17 protein-coding genes are annotated in these 18,979 nt (G+C 71.1%); 3 read left to right on the forward strand and 14 right to left on the reverse strand.

Going from position 1 to position 18,979, the window contains the following annotated elements; translation table 11 throughout:
* Positions 1-15: 15 nt before the first annotated feature.
* From ACZ6BB_RS18485 to ACZ6BB_RS18505, 5 genes are all read right to left on the reverse strand, one after another.
* Complete coding sequence (locus tag ACZ6BB_RS18485) at positions 16-696, reverse strand: L,D-transpeptidase family protein (protein WP_471616224.1); 681 nt, start codon at positions 694-696, stop codon at positions 16-18.
* A 285-nt stretch (positions 697-981) separates the two neighbouring features.
* Positions 982-3,624 (reverse strand): SdrD B-like domain-containing protein, encoded by a 2,643-nt coding sequence (locus ACZ6BB_RS18490; RefSeq protein WP_471616225.1) that lies wholly within the window; start codon positions 3,622-3,624, stop codon positions 982-984.
* Positions 3,625-3,897: 273 nt separating this feature from the next.
* Positions 3,898-7,179, reverse strand: a complete 3,282-nt coding sequence (locus tag ACZ6BB_RS18495) for a SpoIIE family protein phosphatase (protein WP_471616226.1) — start codon at positions 7,177-7,179, stop codon at positions 3,898-3,900.
* A gap of 399 nt (positions 7,180-7,578) precedes the next feature.
* Positions 7,579-7,971, reverse strand: a complete 393-nt coding sequence (locus ACZ6BB_RS18500) for an SCO5389 family protein (protein WP_471616227.1) — start codon at positions 7,969-7,971, stop codon at positions 7,579-7,581.
* Positions 7,972-7,988: 17 nt separating this feature from the next.
* A complete protein-coding gene (locus ACZ6BB_RS18505) occupies positions 7,989-8,975 on the reverse strand; it encodes an ATP-binding protein (RefSeq protein ID WP_471616228.1) in 987 nt (328 codons plus the stop codon).
* Between the two features lie 488 nt (positions 8,976-9,463).
* Between ACZ6BB_RS18505 and ACZ6BB_RS18510 the strand changes: the two genes are divergently transcribed.
* The gene (locus ACZ6BB_RS18510) at positions 9,464-10,420 is read left to right on the forward strand and encodes a hypothetical protein (RefSeq protein WP_471616229.1); all 957 of its coding nucleotides are present in this window, start codon (positions 9,464-9,466) and stop codon (positions 10,418-10,420) included.
* A gap of 81 nt (positions 10,421-10,501) precedes the next feature.
* Here ACZ6BB_RS18510 and ACZ6BB_RS18515 read toward each other — a convergent pair whose 3' ends face one another.
* The 5 genes from ACZ6BB_RS18515 to ACZ6BB_RS18535 form a co-directional block, all read right to left on the reverse strand.
* Entirely contained in the window at positions 10,502-10,648 is a 147-nt protein-coding gene (locus ACZ6BB_RS18515; protein WP_471616230.1) for a hypothetical protein, read from the reverse strand.
* A 125-nt stretch (positions 10,649-10,773) separates the two neighbouring features.
* Positions 10,774-11,157 carry a hypothetical protein gene (locus tag ACZ6BB_RS18520; RefSeq protein WP_471616231.1) on the reverse strand — a complete coding sequence of 128 codons (384 nt, stop codon included), beginning with the start codon at positions 11,155-11,157 and terminating at the stop codon, positions 10,774-10,776.
* Positions 11,158-11,270: 113 nt separating this feature from the next.
* The gene (locus tag ACZ6BB_RS18525; RefSeq protein WP_471616232.1) at positions 11,271-12,446 is read right to left on the reverse strand and encodes a hypothetical protein; all 1,176 of its coding nucleotides are present in this window, start codon (positions 12,444-12,446) and stop codon (positions 11,271-11,273) included.
* A 177-nt stretch (positions 12,447-12,623) separates the two neighbouring features.
* On the reverse strand, positions 12,624-12,920 hold the full coding sequence (locus ACZ6BB_RS18530) for a hypothetical protein (RefSeq protein ID WP_471616233.1): 297 nt from the start codon (positions 12,918-12,920) through the stop codon (positions 12,624-12,626).
* Between the two features lie 143 nt (positions 12,921-13,063).
* Entirely contained in the window at positions 13,064-13,774 is a 711-nt protein-coding gene (locus ACZ6BB_RS18535; RefSeq protein ID WP_471616234.1) for a hypothetical protein, read from the reverse strand.
* A 149-nt stretch (positions 13,775-13,923) separates the two neighbouring features.
* Between ACZ6BB_RS18535 and ACZ6BB_RS18540 the strand changes: the two genes are divergently transcribed.
* Positions 13,924-14,337 (forward strand): hypothetical protein, encoded by a 414-nt coding sequence (locus ACZ6BB_RS18540; RefSeq protein WP_471616235.1) that lies wholly within the window; start codon positions 13,924-13,926, stop codon positions 14,335-14,337.
* Here ACZ6BB_RS18540 and ACZ6BB_RS18545 read toward each other — a convergent pair.
* The gene (locus ACZ6BB_RS18545) at positions 14,319-14,786 is read right to left on the reverse strand and encodes a DUF6174 domain-containing protein (protein WP_471616236.1); all 468 of its coding nucleotides are present in this window, start codon (positions 14,784-14,786) and stop codon (positions 14,319-14,321) included. The genes ACZ6BB_RS18540 and ACZ6BB_RS18545 overlap by 19 nt on opposite strands.
* Before the next feature lie 162 nt (positions 14,787-14,948).
* Between ACZ6BB_RS18545 and ACZ6BB_RS18550 the strand changes: the two genes are divergently transcribed.
* Entirely contained in the window at positions 14,949-15,320 is a 372-nt protein-coding gene (locus tag ACZ6BB_RS18550; protein WP_471616237.1) for a hypothetical protein, read from the forward strand.
* Positions 15,321-15,341: 21 nt separating this feature from the next.
* Here ACZ6BB_RS18550 and ACZ6BB_RS18555 read toward each other — a convergent pair whose 3' ends face one another.
* The 3 genes from ACZ6BB_RS18555 to ACZ6BB_RS18565 form a co-directional block, all read right to left on the reverse strand.
* Positions 15,342-16,763: an ATP-binding protein gene (locus ACZ6BB_RS18555; RefSeq protein ID WP_471616238.1), complete on the reverse strand. Its 1,422-nt coding sequence runs from the start codon at positions 16,761-16,763 to the stop codon at positions 15,342-15,344.
* Positions 16,764-17,205: 442 nt separating this feature from the next.
* Complete coding sequence (locus ACZ6BB_RS18560; protein ID WP_471616239.1) at positions 17,206-17,826, reverse strand: hypothetical protein; 621 nt, start codon at positions 17,824-17,826, stop codon at positions 17,206-17,208.
* Between the two features lie 127 nt (positions 17,827-17,953).
* Positions 17,954-18,856 (reverse strand): hypothetical protein, encoded by a 903-nt coding sequence (locus ACZ6BB_RS18565; RefSeq protein WP_471616240.1) that lies wholly within the window; start codon positions 18,854-18,856, stop codon positions 17,954-17,956.
* Positions 18,857-18,979: the final 123 nt, after the last annotated feature.

Genomic DNA, 18,979 nt, shown 5'->3' on the forward strand with positions numbered 1-18,979 from the left:
GTGGGCGGCGGCCGCTCAACCCCGTTCGGACGGGGGCCGCAACGACCGTCCCGTGCCCGGCTTCACGCCCCACACGTACACCGCGTCGTCCTCGTGCATGACGTTCCAGAGCCGTTCGGCGTCCGCGTAGCGCAGGTTCACACAGCCGTGGGAGCCGCCTCGGAAGAGGTCGTCGAGGACGCCGTGGAAGGCCTGCCCGTTGTTGAAGAACTGGGCGAACGGCATGGGGGCGTCGTCGTACAGGTCGGAGTGGTGGTCGCGGTTCTTCCAGTAGACCGTGTGCCAGCCGGTACGGGTCTCCTGGCCGTCCCTGCCGGTGCGCACGGGCACCGGCGCGTAGACCACCCGCTCGTCCTCCTGCACCCACATCAGCTGACGGTCGAGGTCCACACACGTCACCTGGTACGTCCGCACCGGGCACTTGCCGGCGCGGTTGGGGTCGGGGCGGGCCTGCACGACCAGCATGGTGCGGTAGGTGGCGAGGCCCGCGTAACCGTCGGCCGGCCGCACCCCCGTGCGCTGCTGGAACGCGCGGATCGCCACACAGTCGGCGGTGGACTGCCGGCCGTCGGCGGGGCGTCGGAGATGGCGTTCGAGGTCCCACTGGTAGGGGCCGGTGCGCGTGGCGCACTCCGGCGTCGCGGGCGCCGCCGCGGCGGCGGGGACCGCCGTCCAGCCCAGCAGGGCGGAGGTCACTGCCGCGACCGTACGTATCGGGGTCTTGCGTGTCCTTCGTCGGGTCGTCAACGCGGCCTCCGGTACTCACACACTCGCTCGCCGAACCCCCTCCCAGAGATACGGCATTCCGCGCGCTCCGGAGACGTCCTGCTGGGCCGAACGGGAACCGGCCTCGGGCCGCCCACCGGGGTGTCCTCCGGTGGGCGGCCCGTCTCGTGCCGCGAGCGCTCGGGTCAGCCGTCAGCCGTCAGCCGTCAGCCGTCGGCCGTCCCAGAACCGCCGGTCCATCGGTCCGTCAGCCCGTCAGCACTTCTTGCCCTTGCACGGCTCTCCCCGCTGGTTGCGCACCTTCACCAGCAGCCCGCTCCCGGACGAGGCGTTCGCCGGGGTGAGGACGTACGGCCCGGTGACCGGCTGCTTCGGCTTGAGGTAGCCCTCGGGGACGTCGGTCTCGACCAGGTGGTACGTGCCGGGCAGCAGCGAGCCGAACGAGCAGCGGCCGGTGCGGGAGCTGGCGCAGTCGTTGACGAAGCGGTCCTTGCGCATACCGCTGCGCTGCAGGCCACGGACGCCGTTGGTGTCCTGCCACAGCTCGAACACCGCACCGCTCAACGGCTTGCCGGTCTTCCTGTCCAGCTTCAGGAGCGTCAGCCGCACCGACTTGGTGAGGCCGGCGTCGACCGCGTGGTTCACATGGCCGGCGTCGCCGACGCGGACCGTGGTCCTGCCGTGCGCGTCGGCGTCGGAGTCGATCGCGCGGTTCGAACCGGCGTCCTTGACCGTCCACTTGAGGGAGGCGAGGCTCGGCCGCCCCGGCAGGGCGGTGGTGTCGACGCCGCGGTGGTCGAAGGAGACCCGGTAGGTGGTGTTGGGCCGCAGGCCCTGGCCGCTGCCGATGTAGTACTCGCCGTTCGCGTCCGTGCGGGCCGTGAGGTCGGGGCCGGGCGACTGCGGGTCGAGCGTCACCTTCACGTTCCTGACCGGCGGTTCGGAGGGGTCCTGGATGCCGTTGCCGTTGACGTCGTACCAGACCCGGTTGCCGATCTGGACGGGCGCCCGGTCGCAGACCATCTCCAGGTCGGCGAGGCCGTTGCCCTTGCCGAAGAGCAGGGCGCGCCGTCCGGCGTCGGCGCTCCAGGTGTTCTGGACCGTCAGGTTGCCCTCGGTCCGGCCCTTGTCGGCGTTCCAGCGGCGGACGCCCTGCTCCCAGGGGTGGTAGTCGAACGGGTCGTAGACCGTGCTCCACAGCCTGTTCCGGAACGGCTGGAGCGCCGTGCCGCCCTGGGTGACCTGGTCCTCGTGGGCGTCCGTGAGGTCGGTCGAGTCGTCGTAGAACTCGCCGTGGCCCGGTCCCTCGTCGTTGTTGGGCCGCGCCCCGTAGAGGGCGTCGCACCGTGCGTTGTTCTCCAGCGTGTACGTCGTGCCGGAGGTGCACACGCGCAGCACGTCACCGGCGGCGACGGCCCTGACCAGGCCCCTGTTCTGGGCGTTGAAGGGGTACGTCGCCGTCCCCTGCATGTCGGCGAAGCGGTCGCGGAAGCCCAGAACCAGGTCACCGTTGTCGGCGATCTCGATGTTGGACAGGATCGGCTGCGGCGCGGAGACGAAGGAGAGGTGTCCGGGCACGGGGACGCGCTGGTTCCACGCCTCCCACATCGCGCTCAGCGGCTGGCCGACGGTGGCGGGCTTGGTGCAGCGGGCGATGCTCGCGGGCAGTCCGGTGAACCGGTACGCGCAGCCGCGCGGGTAGTTCATCGCCGTGTGGAACAGATGGCGGAACGAGCCCTGGCGGAACTCGTAGACGTGCGCGGTGACCTCGGACGGGTCGCCCCACGGGGCGCTGCGCGTGACCGTGTTCTCCGCGCCGCACACCCCGCCGACGAGCACCCGCCCGCCGCGCACCCCGATGCCGTACGGGTGCCAGCGGCCGGCGCAGTCCTCCGGCTCGGGAATGACGTGCGAGCGGTAGGTGCCCGGATAGACCTGGTCGCCGCTGCCGCGGATCGGCACGGCGTACAGCCGGGAGTCGTTGAGGCTGACCGCGTAGAGGGTCCGGCCGTCGCCGGAGACGTCGACGTCGCCGATGCCCTCCCGGCCGACCCGGCTGTAGACCGGGTTGTCCCGGAGCCAGCCGTCGGACTCGTCGTGCTCGGTCAGCAGGCCCGGCAGGGTGACGAAGGTGCTCACCCCGGAGGCGCTGTTGCGGCGGTAGATCGTGTTGGTCGCGCCCGCCGGCCCGTACGCCGCGTGCCGCTTGACCAGCGTGCCCATGTACGTGTTGCCGGTACGGTCGTTGCCGATGCCGAACACGGCGCCCTGCTGCGTGTTGTTGGTCAGCCGCTCGACCGTGCCGCCGGGGTGGGTGCCGGAGAAGTTCCCGGCGAACCGCACCAGACCCTGGTGGGTGTCGGGGGCGTCGCCCTTGGTCAGGTTGCAGGTCACCAGGTCGGGGTTCTCCTGGCAGTAGACGCCGGGCTCCCAGAAGCCGGTCGTGTACGTCACGTTGCGGTTCCGGGAGACGTCCACGAAGCCGACGCCGCTGCGGATGACCTTCGGGCCGTCGCCGAGTCCCGCGATCGCCGGCTGCAGGGTGCGGGGGTCGGGGTTGTGGGCCTGCACGCGATATCTGCCGCCGCTCAAGGGGGTGGCGGACGGCTGGAACCAAGCGACGCCGTAGGAGTTGGTGGTCCGGGTCACAACCGTCCCCCGGTCGTCGGTCAGCGTGACCCGCACCCCCTCGCGGCCCTTCTCCAGACCGCTGTCGTACGTCCCGTCGGCGTCCACCTCGTTGACGACGCGTACGGTCACGGTGCCGTCGCCGGGTGCCCGGCCGGCCGTGCCGTCGACGCCGGGGCCGGCCGGGACCGCCTCGCCGGCCGGCCCGAGCACCAGCGCCGCCGAGACGGCCAGGACCAGACCCACGCCCCTCGGAGTTCTTCGCTTCACGCCACGTCCTCTTCTCCTGATGTCCTGCCGAGGCGACGGAACCCGGTGCCCGAAGCCGACGCCTGCATTCATATGAAGTGCCAAGCGCTACTAATCAGGCCGAACGGGGCACGGGAGGAGAGGGAGAGGGCGGCGGGATGCCGGGAATATGGAGATTCGGGGGAGGAGGGGGGTGTGGGGGAGCGGACGACGGCCGGGTGATGTTCACCCGGCCGGGCCAGTGACGGCGTCCCCGCATGGCGTACGGCGGGGAATGGGGGTAGGCCGGGGCGGTCAGACCGGAGGATCCGCCGACGGGTCCGCCGAGGGGTCCGCCGACGGGTCCGCCAGGGACTGTTCCGCCCAGATCACCTTGCCCTCGGGCAGGAAACGGGTGCCCCAGCGCTGGGTGAACTGGGAGATGAGGAAGAGGCCGCGGCCGCCCTCGTCGGTGGTGCGCGGGTGGCGCAGATGGGGCGCGGTGGCGCCGCCGTCGAACACCTCGCAGATCAGGGTGCGTTCGAGGACCAGCCGGAGCCGGATGGGCCCGGCCGCGTGCCGGATGGCGTTGGTGACCAGCTCGCTGACGACCAGTTCGGTGGTGAACGCCAGCTCGTCCAGCCCCCAGACGCCGAGCTGCCGGGCGGTCGTCTTGCGGGCCTCCGCGACGAGCGCCGGGTCGGCCGGCAGCTCCCAGGAGGCGACCCGGTGCGCGGGCAGCCGCCGGGTGCGGGCCAGGAGGAGGGCGACGTCGTCGGTGGGGCGGGCCGGGGCGAGGGCGTCGAGGACGCGCTGGGCGTGCCGTTCGAGGGAGGGCTCGGGCCGGGCCAGGGCACGGCACAGCGCCTCGCGGGTGGACCCGGCGAGCAGGCCGTCGGTGTGCAGGGCGATGACGGTGCCCTCGGGGAGGTCCAGCTCCAGCGCCTCGAAGGGCTGCTGGTCGACGCCGAGCGCCGGCCCCTGGGGCAGTGCGGGGAAGGTGACCGTGCCGTCGGGGGCGACCAGGGCCGGGGCCGACGGTCCGGCGGCGGCCATGGCACAGGTGCCCGACACCGGGTCGTGGACCACGTACAGACAGCGGGCCCCGACCGTCGGGCCGCTGCCCCCGCCCGGCTCGGCACCCTCCTGCCGTGCCGACTTGGCCACCATGTCGTCGAGGTGGGCGAGCACCTCGTCCGGCGGCAGATCGAGGTCGGCGAGGGTGCGTACGGCCGTACGGAGGCGGCCCATGGCGGCGGCGCCGTCGATGCCGTGGCCCGCGACCTCGCCGATGACCAGGGCGACGCGGGCGCCGGAGAGCGGGATGACGTCGTACCAGTCGCCGCCGAGACCGGTGAGTTCGTCGGCGGGCCGGTAGCGTGCCGCGACCTCGGCCGCGTCCTGCTCGGGCAGCCTGCGCGGCAGCAGGCTGCGCTGGAGGGCGAGGGCGGCGTCGCGCTCACGCGTGTACCGGCGGGCGTTGTCGACGCACACGGCGGCCCGGCCCACCAGCTCCTCGGCGAGGCCCAGGTCGACCGCGTCGAAGGGGTCCAGACGGTCGCGCCGGAAGAACGTGGTGATGCCGAGCGTGATGCCGCGCGCCCGCACCGGCACGATCATCACGCTGTGCAGCCGGAGCGCCTCGGCGGGCAGTGCCCGGCCACCGGGCACGGCCCTGGCCCACTCCGCCGACAGCGGGTCGAGCCGCGGCTCCGACCACGACCGGCCCTCGACCAGCACCCGCACCGGCGGCGAGCCGGCCGCGTACGAGGCGAACGCGCCGACCTCCAGGACGGCCTCCGGTACCCCGTCGTGCACGGACTGCTGGGCGACGCGCCGCAGCGGGACGGAATCGTCGTCGAGGGGACCCGGCTCGGCACCCCGCAGCACCGAGTCGAGCAGGTCCACGGTCACGAAGTCGGCGAGCGTCGGCACGACGACGTCCGCCAGTTCCTGCGCGGTCCGGCCCACGTCGAGGGTCCGGCCGATCTGCTCACCGGCCCGGTCGAGCAGGGCCAGCCGGATGCGGGCGCGGTGCTGCTCCGTGACGTCGACCACCGTGTAGTACACGCCGATCGGGCGCCCGTGGTCGTCCTCCAGCCGGGTGAACGACATGGCGTGCGCGGTCTCTCGGTGCGGTGCCGACCGCAGCCGGCCCACGTGCTCGTAGTCGAGCACCGGGACGCCCGTCTCCAGTACCTTCCGCATCTGTGCCTCGATGCGCTCGGCGTCGAGGCCGGGCTGCACCTCGGCGAGCCGCAGGCCCACCCGTTCGTGCGCGCGGCCGCCGCCGAACCGTTCCAGCGCCGCGTTCGACCACACGAACCGCAGCTCCGTGTCCACCATCGCTATGCCCACGGGCGACCACGCGGTCATCCGTTCCAGCACCGTCCGGCTCATGTCCCAGCCGGGAGCGTCCGTGGCATCGGAGACGAGGGCCACCCAGTGGGCCGCCTCGAGGGGGTCGGGGGCGGAGGGGGCGGGGGACGGGGGGAAGGGCAGGCGGGCGGACGGGGAGCCGGGAGCGGGCGCGGTCCGCCGAACCGCCGGCCTGCCATGGCCCTGGGCGGCCGACCAGGTGGCCCGGGGCGACTCGGCCCGGGGCGGGGTGGGCTTGGGCGGGGGCGGTCCCTGCCGGGACGGCACCCCGGTACCCGCCTCCCGGACGGGGGTGGCCGGAGACGGCGGTACGGCTTGGGAAGGAGACGGCGGTACGGCCTGGGACGGCGACGGTGTGGCGGACCGGTCCATGTCGGGGTAGCCGGGGCGCGGGGCGGGCCAGCCGACGGAGCCTGATGGCGAGTCGGCGGCCGACGGGGAAGCGGTGACACCGGGCGGGGAGGCCGGACCGGCGGAACCAGCCGATCCGGCCCCAGGCGCCGCACCGGGCGGGAAGGCCGCACCGCCGGTGGCCCTGATGGACCCGGTGGACCCGGTCATTCCGGGCTCTGCGGACCCGGTGGACCCGGCGGGCTCGGTGGAGCCTGCGAACCCGGCAGATCCAGTAGATCCAGTAGATCCAGTAGATCCAGTAGATCCGGGAGATCCGGGAGTCCCGGGCCGGCCGACCGTTTCGGTGGCGCCGGTTCGGCCGGCCGCGGAGGCCGCGGTGGGCCGGACGGTTGAACCGCCCGAGCCGGGGCCGGGTGTCCCCCCGGGCCGGACCCCCGGACCGGACGCACGGATGGAGCCGGCCGGGCCCGAGCCGTGGCCCGGGCCTGCCGAGCCGCACGCCGGGCCCGAGTGGTGTGCCGGGGCTGAGCCACCCGTGTGACCCGTCGAGATCGCCTCGCGCGTGGGGACGACGCGGACCATGACCTTGATGTGGTGGCCGTCGCGGTGGCGGGCGGTGAGGATGCCGGACCAGCCGCCGAGGGCGCGATGCGTTTCGGCCAGGAGACCGATGCGATCGCCGTCCTCGTCGAGCAGGAGCGTGCGGACGCTGCGGCCGAGGATCTCGGCCGCCGGATACCCGAAGAGCCGCTCCGCGTCCCGGGTCCAGCTCGTCACGAACCCGTCCGCGTCGATCAACAACGGCGCGGCATCGGCCACGTCGAAGCGCTGACGGGAAACGGCACTGTCCCTGTCGGTCCCCACGGCGACCCTCTCTGTCGCTGAGACGCCCTCAGGCCCCATTATTCACCTTGTGTGATCGCAGGTGGGCCAACTCGTGACGGCGCAAATCGCACGGTCGCACGCCGTGGCGCACGGACCGGGCGCGCCGCGAGCACTCACCGGGCACCCGACCGTCGCGCACGAGCCCCGCACGCCCGGGCGGGATCGTGCCGGATCGGGCGCGATCGGGACGAAGCCGCCCGCACGCACACCCCCGCCCCGCACACGCGGACGCCCCCACCCCTCGTCACCCATGCAGCCGTACGCCGGTAGTGCGCCCCCGTACGCCCCCCACGCTCCGGCGTGTCGAAACAACCGCCCCCTCCGCGGAAAAGGGTGCGGAGGGGGCGGCGGTGATGGAGGGCCGGGCCGGCCGAGGGGTCAGCAGTCGCGGAACTCCGGCGACTGGTTCAGGATCTGCGACCGCAGCGAGGTGAAGCGGGCATACGTCGCACCGCCGCGCGCCCCGGCCGGGAAGACCGCCACCCGGTGACAGTTCTGGAAGGCGAGCGCCACCCCGAAGTGCCGTTCCAGGCTCCCCCGGATCGCGTCGCTGGACAGCGCCCGCAGCAGCTGCCCACGCTCCCGCTCCGAGGGCGGTGGCGTCTGGTTGTCGGCGAACTCCGCGTTGCCCGCGCGCAGTTCACCGACGAGGGAGGCGATCAGTTCGTAGGCGTACGGCAGCGACGTACGGACCGTCTCCACGAACTCCTCCTCCCGCACCTCGCCCTTCTCGGCATCGGCGAGCAGCTGCGGGGAGACGTCGAGCGACATGGGTGTTCCTGTTCTGGTCAGAGGGAGACGGCGCAGGGGGCGTCGGACCCGGCGGCGGCCGGTGCCTGCGGCCCGTGCCGGAATTCGGGGTCCACCTGGGCGGCCAGGTCGTGCCCGGTGGCGTCGTTGGCCCAGGCGGCGGCGTTGCGGAGGTGGAACTCGACGGCCTGGCGCTGGAACGTGACCCAGTCCTTCGTACGGGCGTCGACGGCGGCCTTCAGCTGCGTCAGCGTGTGGAGGTTGTGCGCCTCCAGCTCGCCCTGGGGCCGCCCCTGTTCCTGCGCGCGGACGTACGACGACTGCACGCAGTACGCCAGCAGGTCGTCACCGACGTGCTCCTTGAGGAAGAGCAGGTCGTCCTCACCGGTGACCTTGTTGCCGACGACGGCGATCGGGATGCCGAACTCGGCGGCGTGCTCCCGGTACTGCCGGTACACGGACACGCTCTTCCGGGTCGGCTCGGCGACCAGGAAGGTCATGTCGAACCGGGTGAAGAGGCCGGAGGCGAAGGCGTCCGCGCCGGCGGTCATGTCGACGACGACATACTCGCCGGGCCCGTCGACGAGATGGTTGAGGTACAGCTCCACCGCGCCCAGCTTGGAGTGGTAGCAGGCCACGCCGAGGTCGCTCTCGTCGAAGGCGCCGGTGACCATCAGCGGCACGCCGTCCACGTGTGCGACGTGCCGGCCGTGGACCTCGTCGTCCCCGAGCAGCCGCAGCAGCCGCGAACCCCGGCCCGGCGGGGTCGTCTTCACCATGGCCTCGCGCGAGACGATCCGCGGGTTCGTGCCGCGCAGATGATCCTTGATCTCGCCGGTGCGCGAACTGAGCGCCGGCGCGCCGAAGTCGTCGTCCTCGTCGAGGCCGAGCGCGTGCGCGAGATGCTGGTTGATGTCACCGTCGATCGCCACGAGCGGTGCTCCCGAGCGGGCGAGATGCCGGGCGAAGAGCGCGGAGAGTGTCGTCTTGCCGCTGCCGCCCTTGCCTACGAAGGCCACACGCATGGACCGTCACCCCGCTCGCCGTCGGCGGCACCGTCGACGCCGATAATGAAAATGGATGTCATGAACGTAGAGTCGGGAGCGGGGGACAGGATTGTCAAATCCGCCCCATATCAACTCACCCGCGCGAACGGGTGAGTTGGTGAGCCCTTTATGGTTCCTCGACCCGTCCTTGGGGTACCCGTGAGGTCCCCGTGGGAACTCGGAGGCGCTGATTCCCTTTGTGTCCCAAATGTGCGGCACGGAGGGCGCGGCCCTGCCCGAGGGGTGGGCGGAGCCGGATGCCGCAGAGTCGTTTCCCGAGGTTGACAGCCCCTACCCGTTGGTAAACGATGTGCAGACTCTGTGGCTCAAGTGACCCCTGGGCCCGGTGTTTTCTTCGACCACTCACACCCTGGCGCGGCCCCGGACGGGCATGGCCTCGTGCTGCCGTCCTGCCGCCACGCCCTGGGTCGGGTCTCGTACGTTCCGAGTTCGAGAATGGGATCTGCATGTCCATAGTGAGACGTGTCATCGTGCGCCGCCTGGTGGGAACGGGCATCGCGGCTCTCGCGCTGAGCGCGGCCGTGTCGGGTCCGGCCTTCGCCACCGACACGCCCGGCGGCGAGGGCTGGGGCAAGAACAGCTACGCCCCCGGCCAGGGCGCGGGCACCCCCACCGAGACCGACCGTTGCGAGTTCTCGCTGGACGGCGTGAAGTTCGCCGACTGGGTCAAGCTCGACGAGCAGAACCTCAAGCCCACCGAGGACGGCAAGGTCCACATCAAGGTCCGCGCCGCCTCCGACGCCACGACCTGCACGGTCTCCCTCGCGTCCTACCTCGCCCACGGCCCGACCTTCGCCACCTCCGGCGAGCAGGTCCTCGTCGACTTCGACACGGTGACGGTCAAGCAGGGCGGCACGGACTCCCTGGACATCGCGGTCCCCGACGCGGGCTGCTTCGGCCAGGTGGACCTGTACCGGGGCAAGGTGAAGTTCGACGGCAAGCTCGACGCGAAGGACGGCTTCGAGCACGGCGACGTCCCCAAGGGCCCCGACCGCCCGGTCATCAAGGACAAGCTGATCGCGGCCTGGAACGGTGGCACGAAGGACTGCACGACGGAGCAGCCGCCGGCCGAGGAGAACCCCCCGGCCGAGGAGCAGCCCCCGGCCGAGGAGCAGCCGCCCGCCGAGGAGCAGCCGCCGGCGGAGGAGCAGCCTCCGGCCGACGAGAAGCCCCCGGCCGACGAGAAGCCTCCGGCCGACGACACCCCGAAGACCGAGTCGCCCTCTCCCTCCGACTCCGCCCCGGCGGCCCCCACCCCCAACGGCGGTGAGCCCGGCGACCTCGCCGAGACGGGCGGCGGCAACGCCATCCCGATCGCCATCGGCGCGGCCGGTCTCGTCGCCGCGGGTGGCGTGATCTTCGTGGTGACGCGACGCAAGGGCGCGAACCGCACGGCTTCGTGACGCGACGCGTGAACGTCTGAACGCATGTGGCGCCCGGCCCTCTTCCGAGGGCCGGGCGCCATGTCCGTTCGTACCCCTGGCTCAGCGCACGTCGACGTAGTCCCCGGTGGCCTTGGCCGTCGAGGTGGTGCTGTTGCCGGCGAAGGTCCAGCGCCAGTAACCGTCGGCGGTGGCCGTGACCGTGGTCCTGAGCGCGCCACCGCGGCCGCTGGGCGCGACTACCTCCACATCGATCACTGTCGATCGCTGTTCATGGGAACCCGGACCATCCTTCCGGCCGACGCCCAGGAAGTGATCGGTGAGATTACGGAATCGGCTACGTACGGTGCCTGGTGCCCGGATACCGGGTCCGGTTACCGGGCTTCCCCGCGAAAGCGGGCCAGGAGGGCCTGGGCCTGCCCTGCATCCGCGTCGAAGAACTGCGTGGCCGGCGCGGGCGGCACAGCCGTCCCCTGCATCCGGACCTCATGGCAGGTGAAGCAGAACGCCGCCTCGAACAACGGCAGGTCGAGCGCGGCGTCGTACGCCCGGATGCCCCATCCCGGCGAGAAGCCGCAGCGATGCTGTGCGCTGCCGGGCAGGGTCCCGATCAGGGCCAGTACGTCGGCGGCCTCGCCCTCGGCCCAGTGGGCGACCACCGCACCGGGATAGGGGTCGCACCGCCGCCTCGGCAGGCCGGAGATCCTGACGACTTCGATCAGCGCGGTGGCGGCGACGGCCGGTGCGGGGAGCTGCATGAACGCAGTCTGCCTGTGGCCGGTGCCGGCCACAGACCCCTTTTCCCTCGGCCTCCGGGGCGGCAGGCGCCGTGGACGCGATCCTGGAGGTCGAGGCCCCTGGGGTGACTCGGCTACGCCGCCACCAACTGCCCCGTGGAGCTGACAGTGAACGCCCGTCCCCGTACGGCGAAGTCCGACGTGCCGCCGTCGTCCGCCCACGCGAGGAAGACGGACTCGGCTCCGTCGCCGAAGGCCGACGCGGCGCAGACCTGGAGGCGATCGCCGGCCGTAGCCGTACTGACCTGCACCTTGTCGCTGAGGGAGAGCGCGGTGTCGGAGCACATCTTCGCCATGACTTTGGGGACGGTGTCGAAGGTGGTCGCGCTCTTCTCCACCCAGGCGAGGAGGAAGCGCCCACCCGGCAGGGGGGTGAGGGCCGGGCTGGACCGGTTGAAGTCCCGCGGCTGGCCCGCGGTCACGCTGGTGATCTCGACGCCACCGCTGCCGGGGTCGTAGATGCTGGCCTCCACGGTGGTCTGCGGGACACCGATATCGCTGGGCCCGATGCCGTCGATGTGCGCGACGACGAACCGTCCGTTGTCGAGCAGCGTGATCGCGTTGTCGCCCTTGAATCCGGAGGCGTTGGGCCGGACCTCGCCGCCCTGCGGGACCCCTTCGAAGTCGAAGACCCGGAAGGTGAGCCGGCCTCCGCCGACCGAGGAGGGGTCGGAGGTCCAGGCGATGGCGTAGTTCCCGTTCGCGAGAACCGTCACGGCCGGGTTCACATGGAACCCCTCGGTGGTGTTGACCGTGAACTCCGGCCCGGCCTTGATGCCCTCGGAGGTGAACCGCTGGGCCCGGATCCGCTGGTCCGCACGGGAACCGGCCCAGGTGACGAGGCAGCCGCCGTCGATCATGTTCGTGACGGACGGCCGGGTGGCCGGGTCGATCTCGGAGCCGTTGACCTGGACCTCGGCCCCCGACGGCTGCCCGTTGACGAACCGCCGCAGCTTCAGCTGCGGTCCGGGCGGCGGGTTGAAAGCCTCTTCCCTCCACACCGCGAACGAGGAGAACCCCGCGGACTCGATCGTCGGCCACTGCCGACTCGTGTTGCCGCCGGGCGGCGTCGCCGCGCTCACCTGGAACTCGGCACCGAGTTTGGCCCCGTTCGTCCCCAGGTTCTGCCCCTTGATACCGGCATTGCTCTCGTCCGCCCACATGGCCACGTACTGCGCACCGAAGACCGAGTCGACGGACGGTTGGAACTGGGCACCGCTGGTGGTCGTGCTGACCAGAATCTCGCCCATGGCCGTACTCCGTTTCGTCTCTTCACTGCAGATGACGGGTGCAACGGGTGCAACGGGTGCAAGGGGTGCAAGGGAGGTCCAGGCGCGGCGCTACGGCCAGCGTGACACGTACCCGACGCCCCTGCATCCGCACCCTTGAGGTGTCCGTGTCACCACCCTGTGAGTGGCCCCGCGCCGTCAGCCGAGCCGCCGCGTCAGCCGCTGCCCCCGACTCTCGGCAACCCGAAGCGCGTCGCTGAGGGCTTCACTCAACCGCTCGGCCAGAAACCGGAGTTCACCACCCGGAGCAGCCTCCGCCAACATCTCCCCCGCATGAGCGAGCAGCTCACGTCCCATCCCGAGCTGAATGGCCTCCGCGGCATCAGCCACCCGCGACACCGGCCCACCTCCGGCGTCGGTCACCGGATAACAGGCCTTCCCCTCACCCCCGACCCACGGCAACAGCCGCACCTCACCCGGCGTTTCGCTCCCCATCAGGCGACCTCCGCCCCGTGAATCCAGCACGACCCGGGCATGCGAGTACCGGCCGCTGAGCGAGCCGGTGCATTTCGGGGGATCGGTTTGAGACTCGAACACCTCCCTCAACGGCACGGGAGCCTCGTGCGTTGCGCAAGGGCTCACTGACACCAAGTCGCCAATCGGCCGCCGACGGGGGCATGACGATCACCACGCGAGTGGTGAAGACTGGATAGATGCGACCTCACGCCCCAGGCGGACTCCTGTTCGTAGCGCTCGGTCTCATCCTTGTCGCCGCCGGCTACCTCTGGAGAGGACGTGTCCTGCGTCCCCTCTCGGCGAAACGCGCCCAGGCAGCCGTGGTCCGGGATCGTTCCAGAAACCTGCTGCGCTCTGCGGACATGGCAATCGCCGGAGCGCGTCGACGCGCTGAACACGGCGAACCGGCCATAGTCACGGTCGGAGACGTGACCAGGGTGGCGCGCCAGCACTACGGGTACCGCTTTGTGGAGCGCGAAGAAGCAGCTGCCGCCCTCCGCCGGCGCTATGAGGCTGCCGACTGCCGGGTGGACTGCATGACCGACGCTTTCAACTGACTGCCTCCCCGGCAAGTGCTTGACGCCAGAGGCGCCGGAGCTGCCACCTGATAGGTGGTCACGCTGAAAATGCTCAGTCAGTTGGTGGTGGCAAGCGCGGCGATCAGGGCCACTGCCGTCTCCGACCCCGATGGTGCGGGCCTGTGGCGGGATCTGCTTCCAGGGCAGGCGCCGCAGCAGCTTGCGCGGCTTCTTCCGGTTGACCTTGACCACCAGGAGGTAGTGGCCGTCGGCGGTGACGACGTGTTCGGCGCGCGTGCGCGACGCCTGTGGCAAGGGGCGACGTTCCTTGCCGGCCGGTGCACCCAAGGAAGTGGTGTCGAGGTCGTGCTCCGCGAGTACCTGAGATTGAGCAATCCGCAGGCGTCACACGTACCCCCGTACCGAGTGCACTCGGTACGGGGAACGCGAACGGAGATCAGGACATGGTGAGGAAGCTGTCGCGTGGTGTCGCGTTGGCCGCGAGCCTGGCTGTCCTGCCCCTGATGGCGGCGTGCGGCGGTGACGAGGGCAAGGGCGAGTCCAGCACTGTTGCCGCGGTGGTCGCGCCGGCCAAGGTCGAGGTGATCGCCGAGCTCACCGGGTGCGAGGTGAAGATCCGGACCGAGGCGGAGGAGCTGCGCGAGGGCGTGTGTCAGACCGGTGTCGGGGACTACCTCATCACCACCTTCCCCAAGGACGAGCTGAAGGAAGTCTGGCTGGAGTCGGCCTCCATGTACGGCGGGAAGTACCTGGTCGGTCCGCAATGGGCCATCTCCGCCAAGCCCAAGGTGCTCAAGCAGCTGAAGGCCAAGGTGGGCGGCACGATCCGGGACCTGAGTCAGCCGAGCGCCTCGTAGTCGCCGAGGGTGTACGCCTCCTCGTCGTCGATCGCGTTCTCCTCCCAGTCGATGGAGATGCTGGTCGGACGGCCGTCCTTCGCGTACTCGACGTCCACGGCGTCGGCGCCTTCGTCCCGTGCCGTCTCCGCCTGCTTCAACAAGCCCGCGATGGTGGGCACTTCGGCCAGTTTCTGGTCCACCGCCCGTCGGCCGCTCTCGTCGATCCCGACGGCCTTCGCGACCTTCCCGTCCCGGACCGTCACCTCGAACGTCCCGATCAGCGCCCGCTCACCCTCGCTCGACTTGAGCGTGTAGCGGTACGCGGTGGGCTCCTCCCAGACGGGCGCCGACCTTTTCGCTGTCGTCGACTCCTCCCCGCACGCGGAGAGGGCCCACAGCAACGTCCCGGCCGTCGCAGCGGCGGTCAGGGCGCGTTGACGGACTCGTACGGTGGCGGTCTTCGGCATGGTGGTGGCCTCCTTCTGGGACGGTCACCACTGAGACGCGGGGCGGGTCGGCAACGTTCGGCGAGATCTCCGGCGACACGCGGGCCGGCGGCGACACGCGGGCCGGCGGTGGCGGCGGCCGGAAGGCTCTGTCCGGGGGCGTGCAACGGGCAGGATGGCTGCATGACGAAGCTGTCCGTACCTTCAGTCCGTCGCACTTCCTCCCGTTCGGTGTTGTCGTTGTGGTCGCAGGACTCCGTGCTGTCGATCGGGTCGGTCGGATCGGTGCTCTCCGTGGGATCCGTCGGTTCGGCCCTGTCGGTCGGCTCGATCGGGAGTGCCTTGTCGGTCGGCTCGATCGGTTCCTCCCTGTCGCTGATCTCGACCGGGTCGTGGCTGAGTACCGGGTCGTTGTTCTCCGCGCAGTCACGGTGGTCGGTGCTGTCGTGGCGTTCCCACGGGGGTTTCATGGCCGTGGGAGCGGTAGGGGCGGCAGCCGGAGGAGCACTGTTGTTGGCTCGGCTGCTGCACAAGGCGGAGACCGTCACCGCATGACAGCGTTCGGCGGAACCCTGCTCACGCCCTGCGCCAGGCGTCGAGCAGTTCCTCGGGGCCGTACGCCGCCTGGAGGCCGGAGCAGTTGATCCCGTTGCGGGAGACTGCCACGAGGGGTACGGGCTGGTCGGTGAGCGTCGCCCGGTGCTTCTGCAGTGCGGCCAGGTCGTGGTTGTCGAACGCGGAGTTCTCCAGCCATTTGACCGAGCCGAGGAAGAGCAGCTGCTTGGCCACCGGCTGCCGGTCGGCGCCCACCAGGTCGATCTCGACGTCGTTGCTGCGGGTCCAGTATCCGCCGATCGCCGGGGCGGCGGGCAGGTGCCCGTCCGGCAGCAGGCGGGCGAGGGATTCCCGGACCAGGGGCTCGATCGCGCGGCCCCTCCAACTCGTCCACCGCTCCTTGATCCGGCCGAGTGTGAGATCTCCCCGCATCCGCTCGATCTCCGCCATGTGCGGATCCAGGAACGCGAGCCAGAAGCGCAGGTAGGGGTCGGCCACGCGGTAGCGGCGTTCCTTCGACGGCCGCAGCGAGAGGGGCAGCTCGGTCGCCACCACCCGCTTCTCCGTCAGGACGTCCGTCGCACGGGTGAGAGTGGTGTGCGAGATTCCGCCGGCGGCGCGCGCGATGTTGGTGAAGGTCCGCTCCCCGCTTCCGATGGCCCGCAGGACTTCCCTGCTCATGGCCTGCGGGGGAAACTCCGCGGCCAGTGAGCGCTCGGCGGAGACCAGCAGCGCCGAGATCGGGTTGTTCAGGGAGTCGCGGAGGAACTCCCAGACGTCCGCCCCGGCCCGCCACTGCGCGCAGATCAGCGGAAGACCGCCCGTGATCAGGGCGGCGTCGAAGGTGGCTGCCGGCGGAAGGCCGAGCATCTCTCCGATGTCGGCCGGGTGCAGCGGGCCCACGACCATTTCCCGGCCCCGCTGGTGGAAGGGCCGGTCGTAGCTGTTCAGCGCCTCCATCATCGACAGATCGGATCCGACGAGGAGGAGGAGTACGGGTTTGCGGCTGAGCAGGCGGTCCCATGCCCGCTGGAGCATGCCCTCGAAGGCGTCGATGCGGTCCATGAGGTACGGGACCTCGTCGATGACGACCACGCTCGGGCTGTCGTCGGGCAGGATCTCGGCGAGCAGCCTGAACGCCGCGTTCCACTGTCCCGGGGTCTCCTCCGAGAACAGTTCCCGCTCCGGCAGCGTGGATCTCGCGACGGTGTCGAGCAGCTCTGTCAGCTCGTCCTCCGCCGTGCCGCCCGCCGCGGTGAAGAAGAGGTTCGGCGCCCCGGTACGCCGGAGGAACTCCTCGACGAGGCTGGACTTGCCGACCCGCCGCCTGCCCCGCACGAGGATGCACTGACCTGGCTTCGCCGATCCGACGGCCTCGTGAACCGCTTGGAAGGCGTCCCGGAGCACGTTCAGCTCCGGGTCCCGCCCGATGAATCGTCGCATGAGGGAGACTCCCGCGAGAGATAGTATCGAGGGAGATACTATCGCCACCGATACCATTCGGCCTTGGTTCGTGTCGCGCGGCGTGGGGTGGGGTGTGATCGGTCGCGGGCGGGATGGGCAGAGCAGCAGAGCAGGGCAGGCGGACGGACGTCGCCGTACGCCAGTCGCCCGGGATGCGGCGGCGGCTCTGGCCGATGGTGGGGCGGGCGAATGCCGGTCCCGTCCCGTACAACGCAAGAGCCCCACTTCGCATGAAGCGAAGTGGGGCTCTTGTACTGGAGCGCCGGGCAGGCCTTGCACCTGCATTTCCCCGCAGGAAGCGGGGCGTCTTTCCTTGGACCACCAACGCATCGAGTGCTACCGGGAGTTCGTGTTCCGGTGAGCGGCTCGTGATCAACTATAGCGGATCTTCCGGGGTGTTGCATCCACGAAGATCGCCGGGTCAGAGCAAGTGCGCCTGGGGGGCGTACTCGACGACGAGGTACTTGGCGTTGTGGCCGCCGTAGGCCCTGCGGAGGATCGGTTCGGCCTTGCCGGGGTCGTCCACGCCGATCTGGACGCGGCCGGTGCCGTCGAGGCCGACCTCGCGCAGGTCGAAGGTGCCGTCCCAGCGGGTCATGTCCTCGCTGATCCGGTCGAGCAGGACGGTGAGGTCCCGTTCGTTGATGTCGCGGTCGTGGAGGCGGAGGGTCACGCCCCGCTCGGCCGAGGCGCAGACGGCCTTGTCGAAGGCTGCGGAGGGGATGCGGTAGAGGTCCGCGGCCGCCGCGTCCTCGTCGACGACCAGTCCGGCGTAGACGTCGGCGTGAGGGCCTGTGGCCAGTTTCTCCACGTGGACGAGGGTCCGTTCCAACGAGGTCTCGCCCGCCGCGCCGGCGCCGGTGCGGCTGGTGAGACTGCCCTCCGGGCGCGTGCCGTGGCAGGTGGTCGAAGGGCCCGGTGCGGCCTGTGGGGTCTGTGCCGCCTGGGCGCCGGCCGTCGAGCCCTGGAGGCCGCCGAGGGTCAGGACGGCGATGGCCACGGCCGCGATCGTGCCGGGCCTGGCGGGTGTGCGCTCGGCCATGTGTCCCTCCGGTTCTTCGCCCCCTGTGCGGTCGCCCGGGTGGGTGGGACCGCGATCGGTACTGAGACGCCGGAGAAGGGTGCGGCGTTCGGCCCGTGGCCCGGAGATTTCCACGCCTTCGCCGCTCTCACCCCTTCCGTCGCGTTCGGAGGGTCGTGCGGTTGCGCTTCCTGAGCCTCGCCCCCCTCTGTGGGCCGCGGACAGCCGGGGTCAGGCGCCAGTATCCGTACGGGTTGTGGAAGAAGTCGTCGTCCTCGAAGCGTTCGCACTCCACACGGTTCATGATCCAGCGCGGGGCGTCCTGGGCGATGCGGAAGCCCTCGCCGTCCTGGACGCCGTGCTCCGGCTGCTCCGTCAGCAGGTAGTACGACGCGATCTGCATGGTGGCCATCCAGTCGAGCATCAGCTTCGGCTCGGGCACCCCGGTGGTTCCGGGGGCCAGCTCCACGTCGGCCTCGCCCAGGAGGTGCATGCCGCAGCTGTAGTAGACCTCCCCGTCGTAGATCACCGGCGCGACCCAGGCCCGGACGAGGGCGCGGGCCAGGTCGTCCACGGTCTCGGCGGCCGCCGCCTCGCTCGCCAGGGCCAGCCACCGCTCGCGCCCGCAGGCCACCCCGCTGGACTCGTTCTTCACCGCGGTGGCCCCGTGGGCCAGCAAAGCCGCGGTGACGGCCAGCGTGCGGCGGGACACTTCGAGGGCGGTGAACTGGGAGATCGGCGGCGACAGGACGTAGACGACCGAGTCGTGTGCGTCCACCGCGGCCCAGTCGCTCTCGCCGAACCCGTCGTCGCCGGTGATCTGGCGGGAGTCGAGCGCGGCGTCGAAACACTCCCGCATCCGGGGGTCCGGCTCCTGCTGGAACTCGTCGAGTTCGAAGCCCCCGCCGCCGGCCTCCTCGACCACGCGGCCGAGCACGTCGGGATCCAGGCCCACGCCGATCGCGCACAGCACGTGCCTTGGTGTCACACCGAACGCCGGGACCACGAAGCGCGTGCCCTCGATGAGGTGTCCTTGCCATACTTTGCTCATCCGCACAGCATCGCAGGTGTGCGTACGACGTTGTGCACGACGTTGTGATCTCTGTGGCACCAACACGCTTGGTGGCCGGGCCCGTTCGCGCGGTTCCCCGCGCCCCCGGGAAACGGGGGCGCG

This window comes from Streptomyces sp. NPDC041108 (assembly GCF_055592645.1).

Bases quoted from the DNA above. Each gene is read 5' to 3' on its own strand.
- ACZ6BB_RS18555 (WP_471616238.1), bottom strand. From the start codon at position 16,763: ATGCGACGATTCATCGGGCGGGACCCGGAGCTGAACGTGCTCCGGGAC.
- ACZ6BB_RS18500 (WP_471616227.1), bottom strand. From the start codon at position 7,971: ATGTCGCTCGACGTCTCCCCGCAGCTGCTCGCCGATGCCGAGAAGGGC.
- ACZ6BB_RS18565 (WP_471616240.1), bottom strand. From the start codon at position 18,856: ATGAGCAAAGTATGGCAAGGACACCTCATCGAGGGCACGCGCTTCGTG.
- ACZ6BB_RS18540 (WP_471616235.1), top strand. From the start codon at position 13,924: ATGGTGAGGAAGCTGTCGCGTGGTGTCGCGTTGGCCGCGAGCCTGGCT.
- ACZ6BB_RS18545 (WP_471616236.1), bottom strand. From the start codon at position 14,786: ATGCCGAAGACCGCCACCGTACGAGTCCGTCAACGCGCCCTGACCGCC.
- ACZ6BB_RS18520 (WP_471616231.1), bottom strand. From the start codon at position 11,157: ATGCAGCTCCCCGCACCGGCCGTCGCCGCCACCGCGCTGATCGAAGTC.
- ACZ6BB_RS18505 (WP_471616228.1), bottom strand. From the start codon at position 8,975: ATGCGTGTGGCCTTCGTAGGCAAGGGCGGCAGCGGCAAGACGACACTC.
- ACZ6BB_RS18530 (WP_471616233.1), bottom strand. From the start codon at position 12,920: ATGGGGAGCGAAACGCCGGGTGAGGTGCGGCTGTTGCCGTGGGTCGGG.
- ACZ6BB_RS18560 (WP_471616239.1), bottom strand. From the start codon at position 17,826: ATGGCCGAGCGCACACCCGCCAGGCCCGGCACGATCGCGGCCGTGGCC.
- ACZ6BB_RS18550 (WP_471616237.1), top strand. From the start codon at position 14,949: ATGACGAAGCTGTCCGTACCTTCAGTCCGTCGCACTTCCTCCCGTTCG.
- ACZ6BB_RS18510 (WP_471616229.1), top strand. From the start codon at position 9,464: ATGTCCATAGTGAGACGTGTCATCGTGCGCCGCCTGGTGGGAACGGGC.
- ACZ6BB_RS18525 (WP_471616232.1), bottom strand. From the start codon at position 12,446: ATGGGCGAGATTCTGGTCAGCACGACCACCAGCGGTGCCCAGTTCCAA.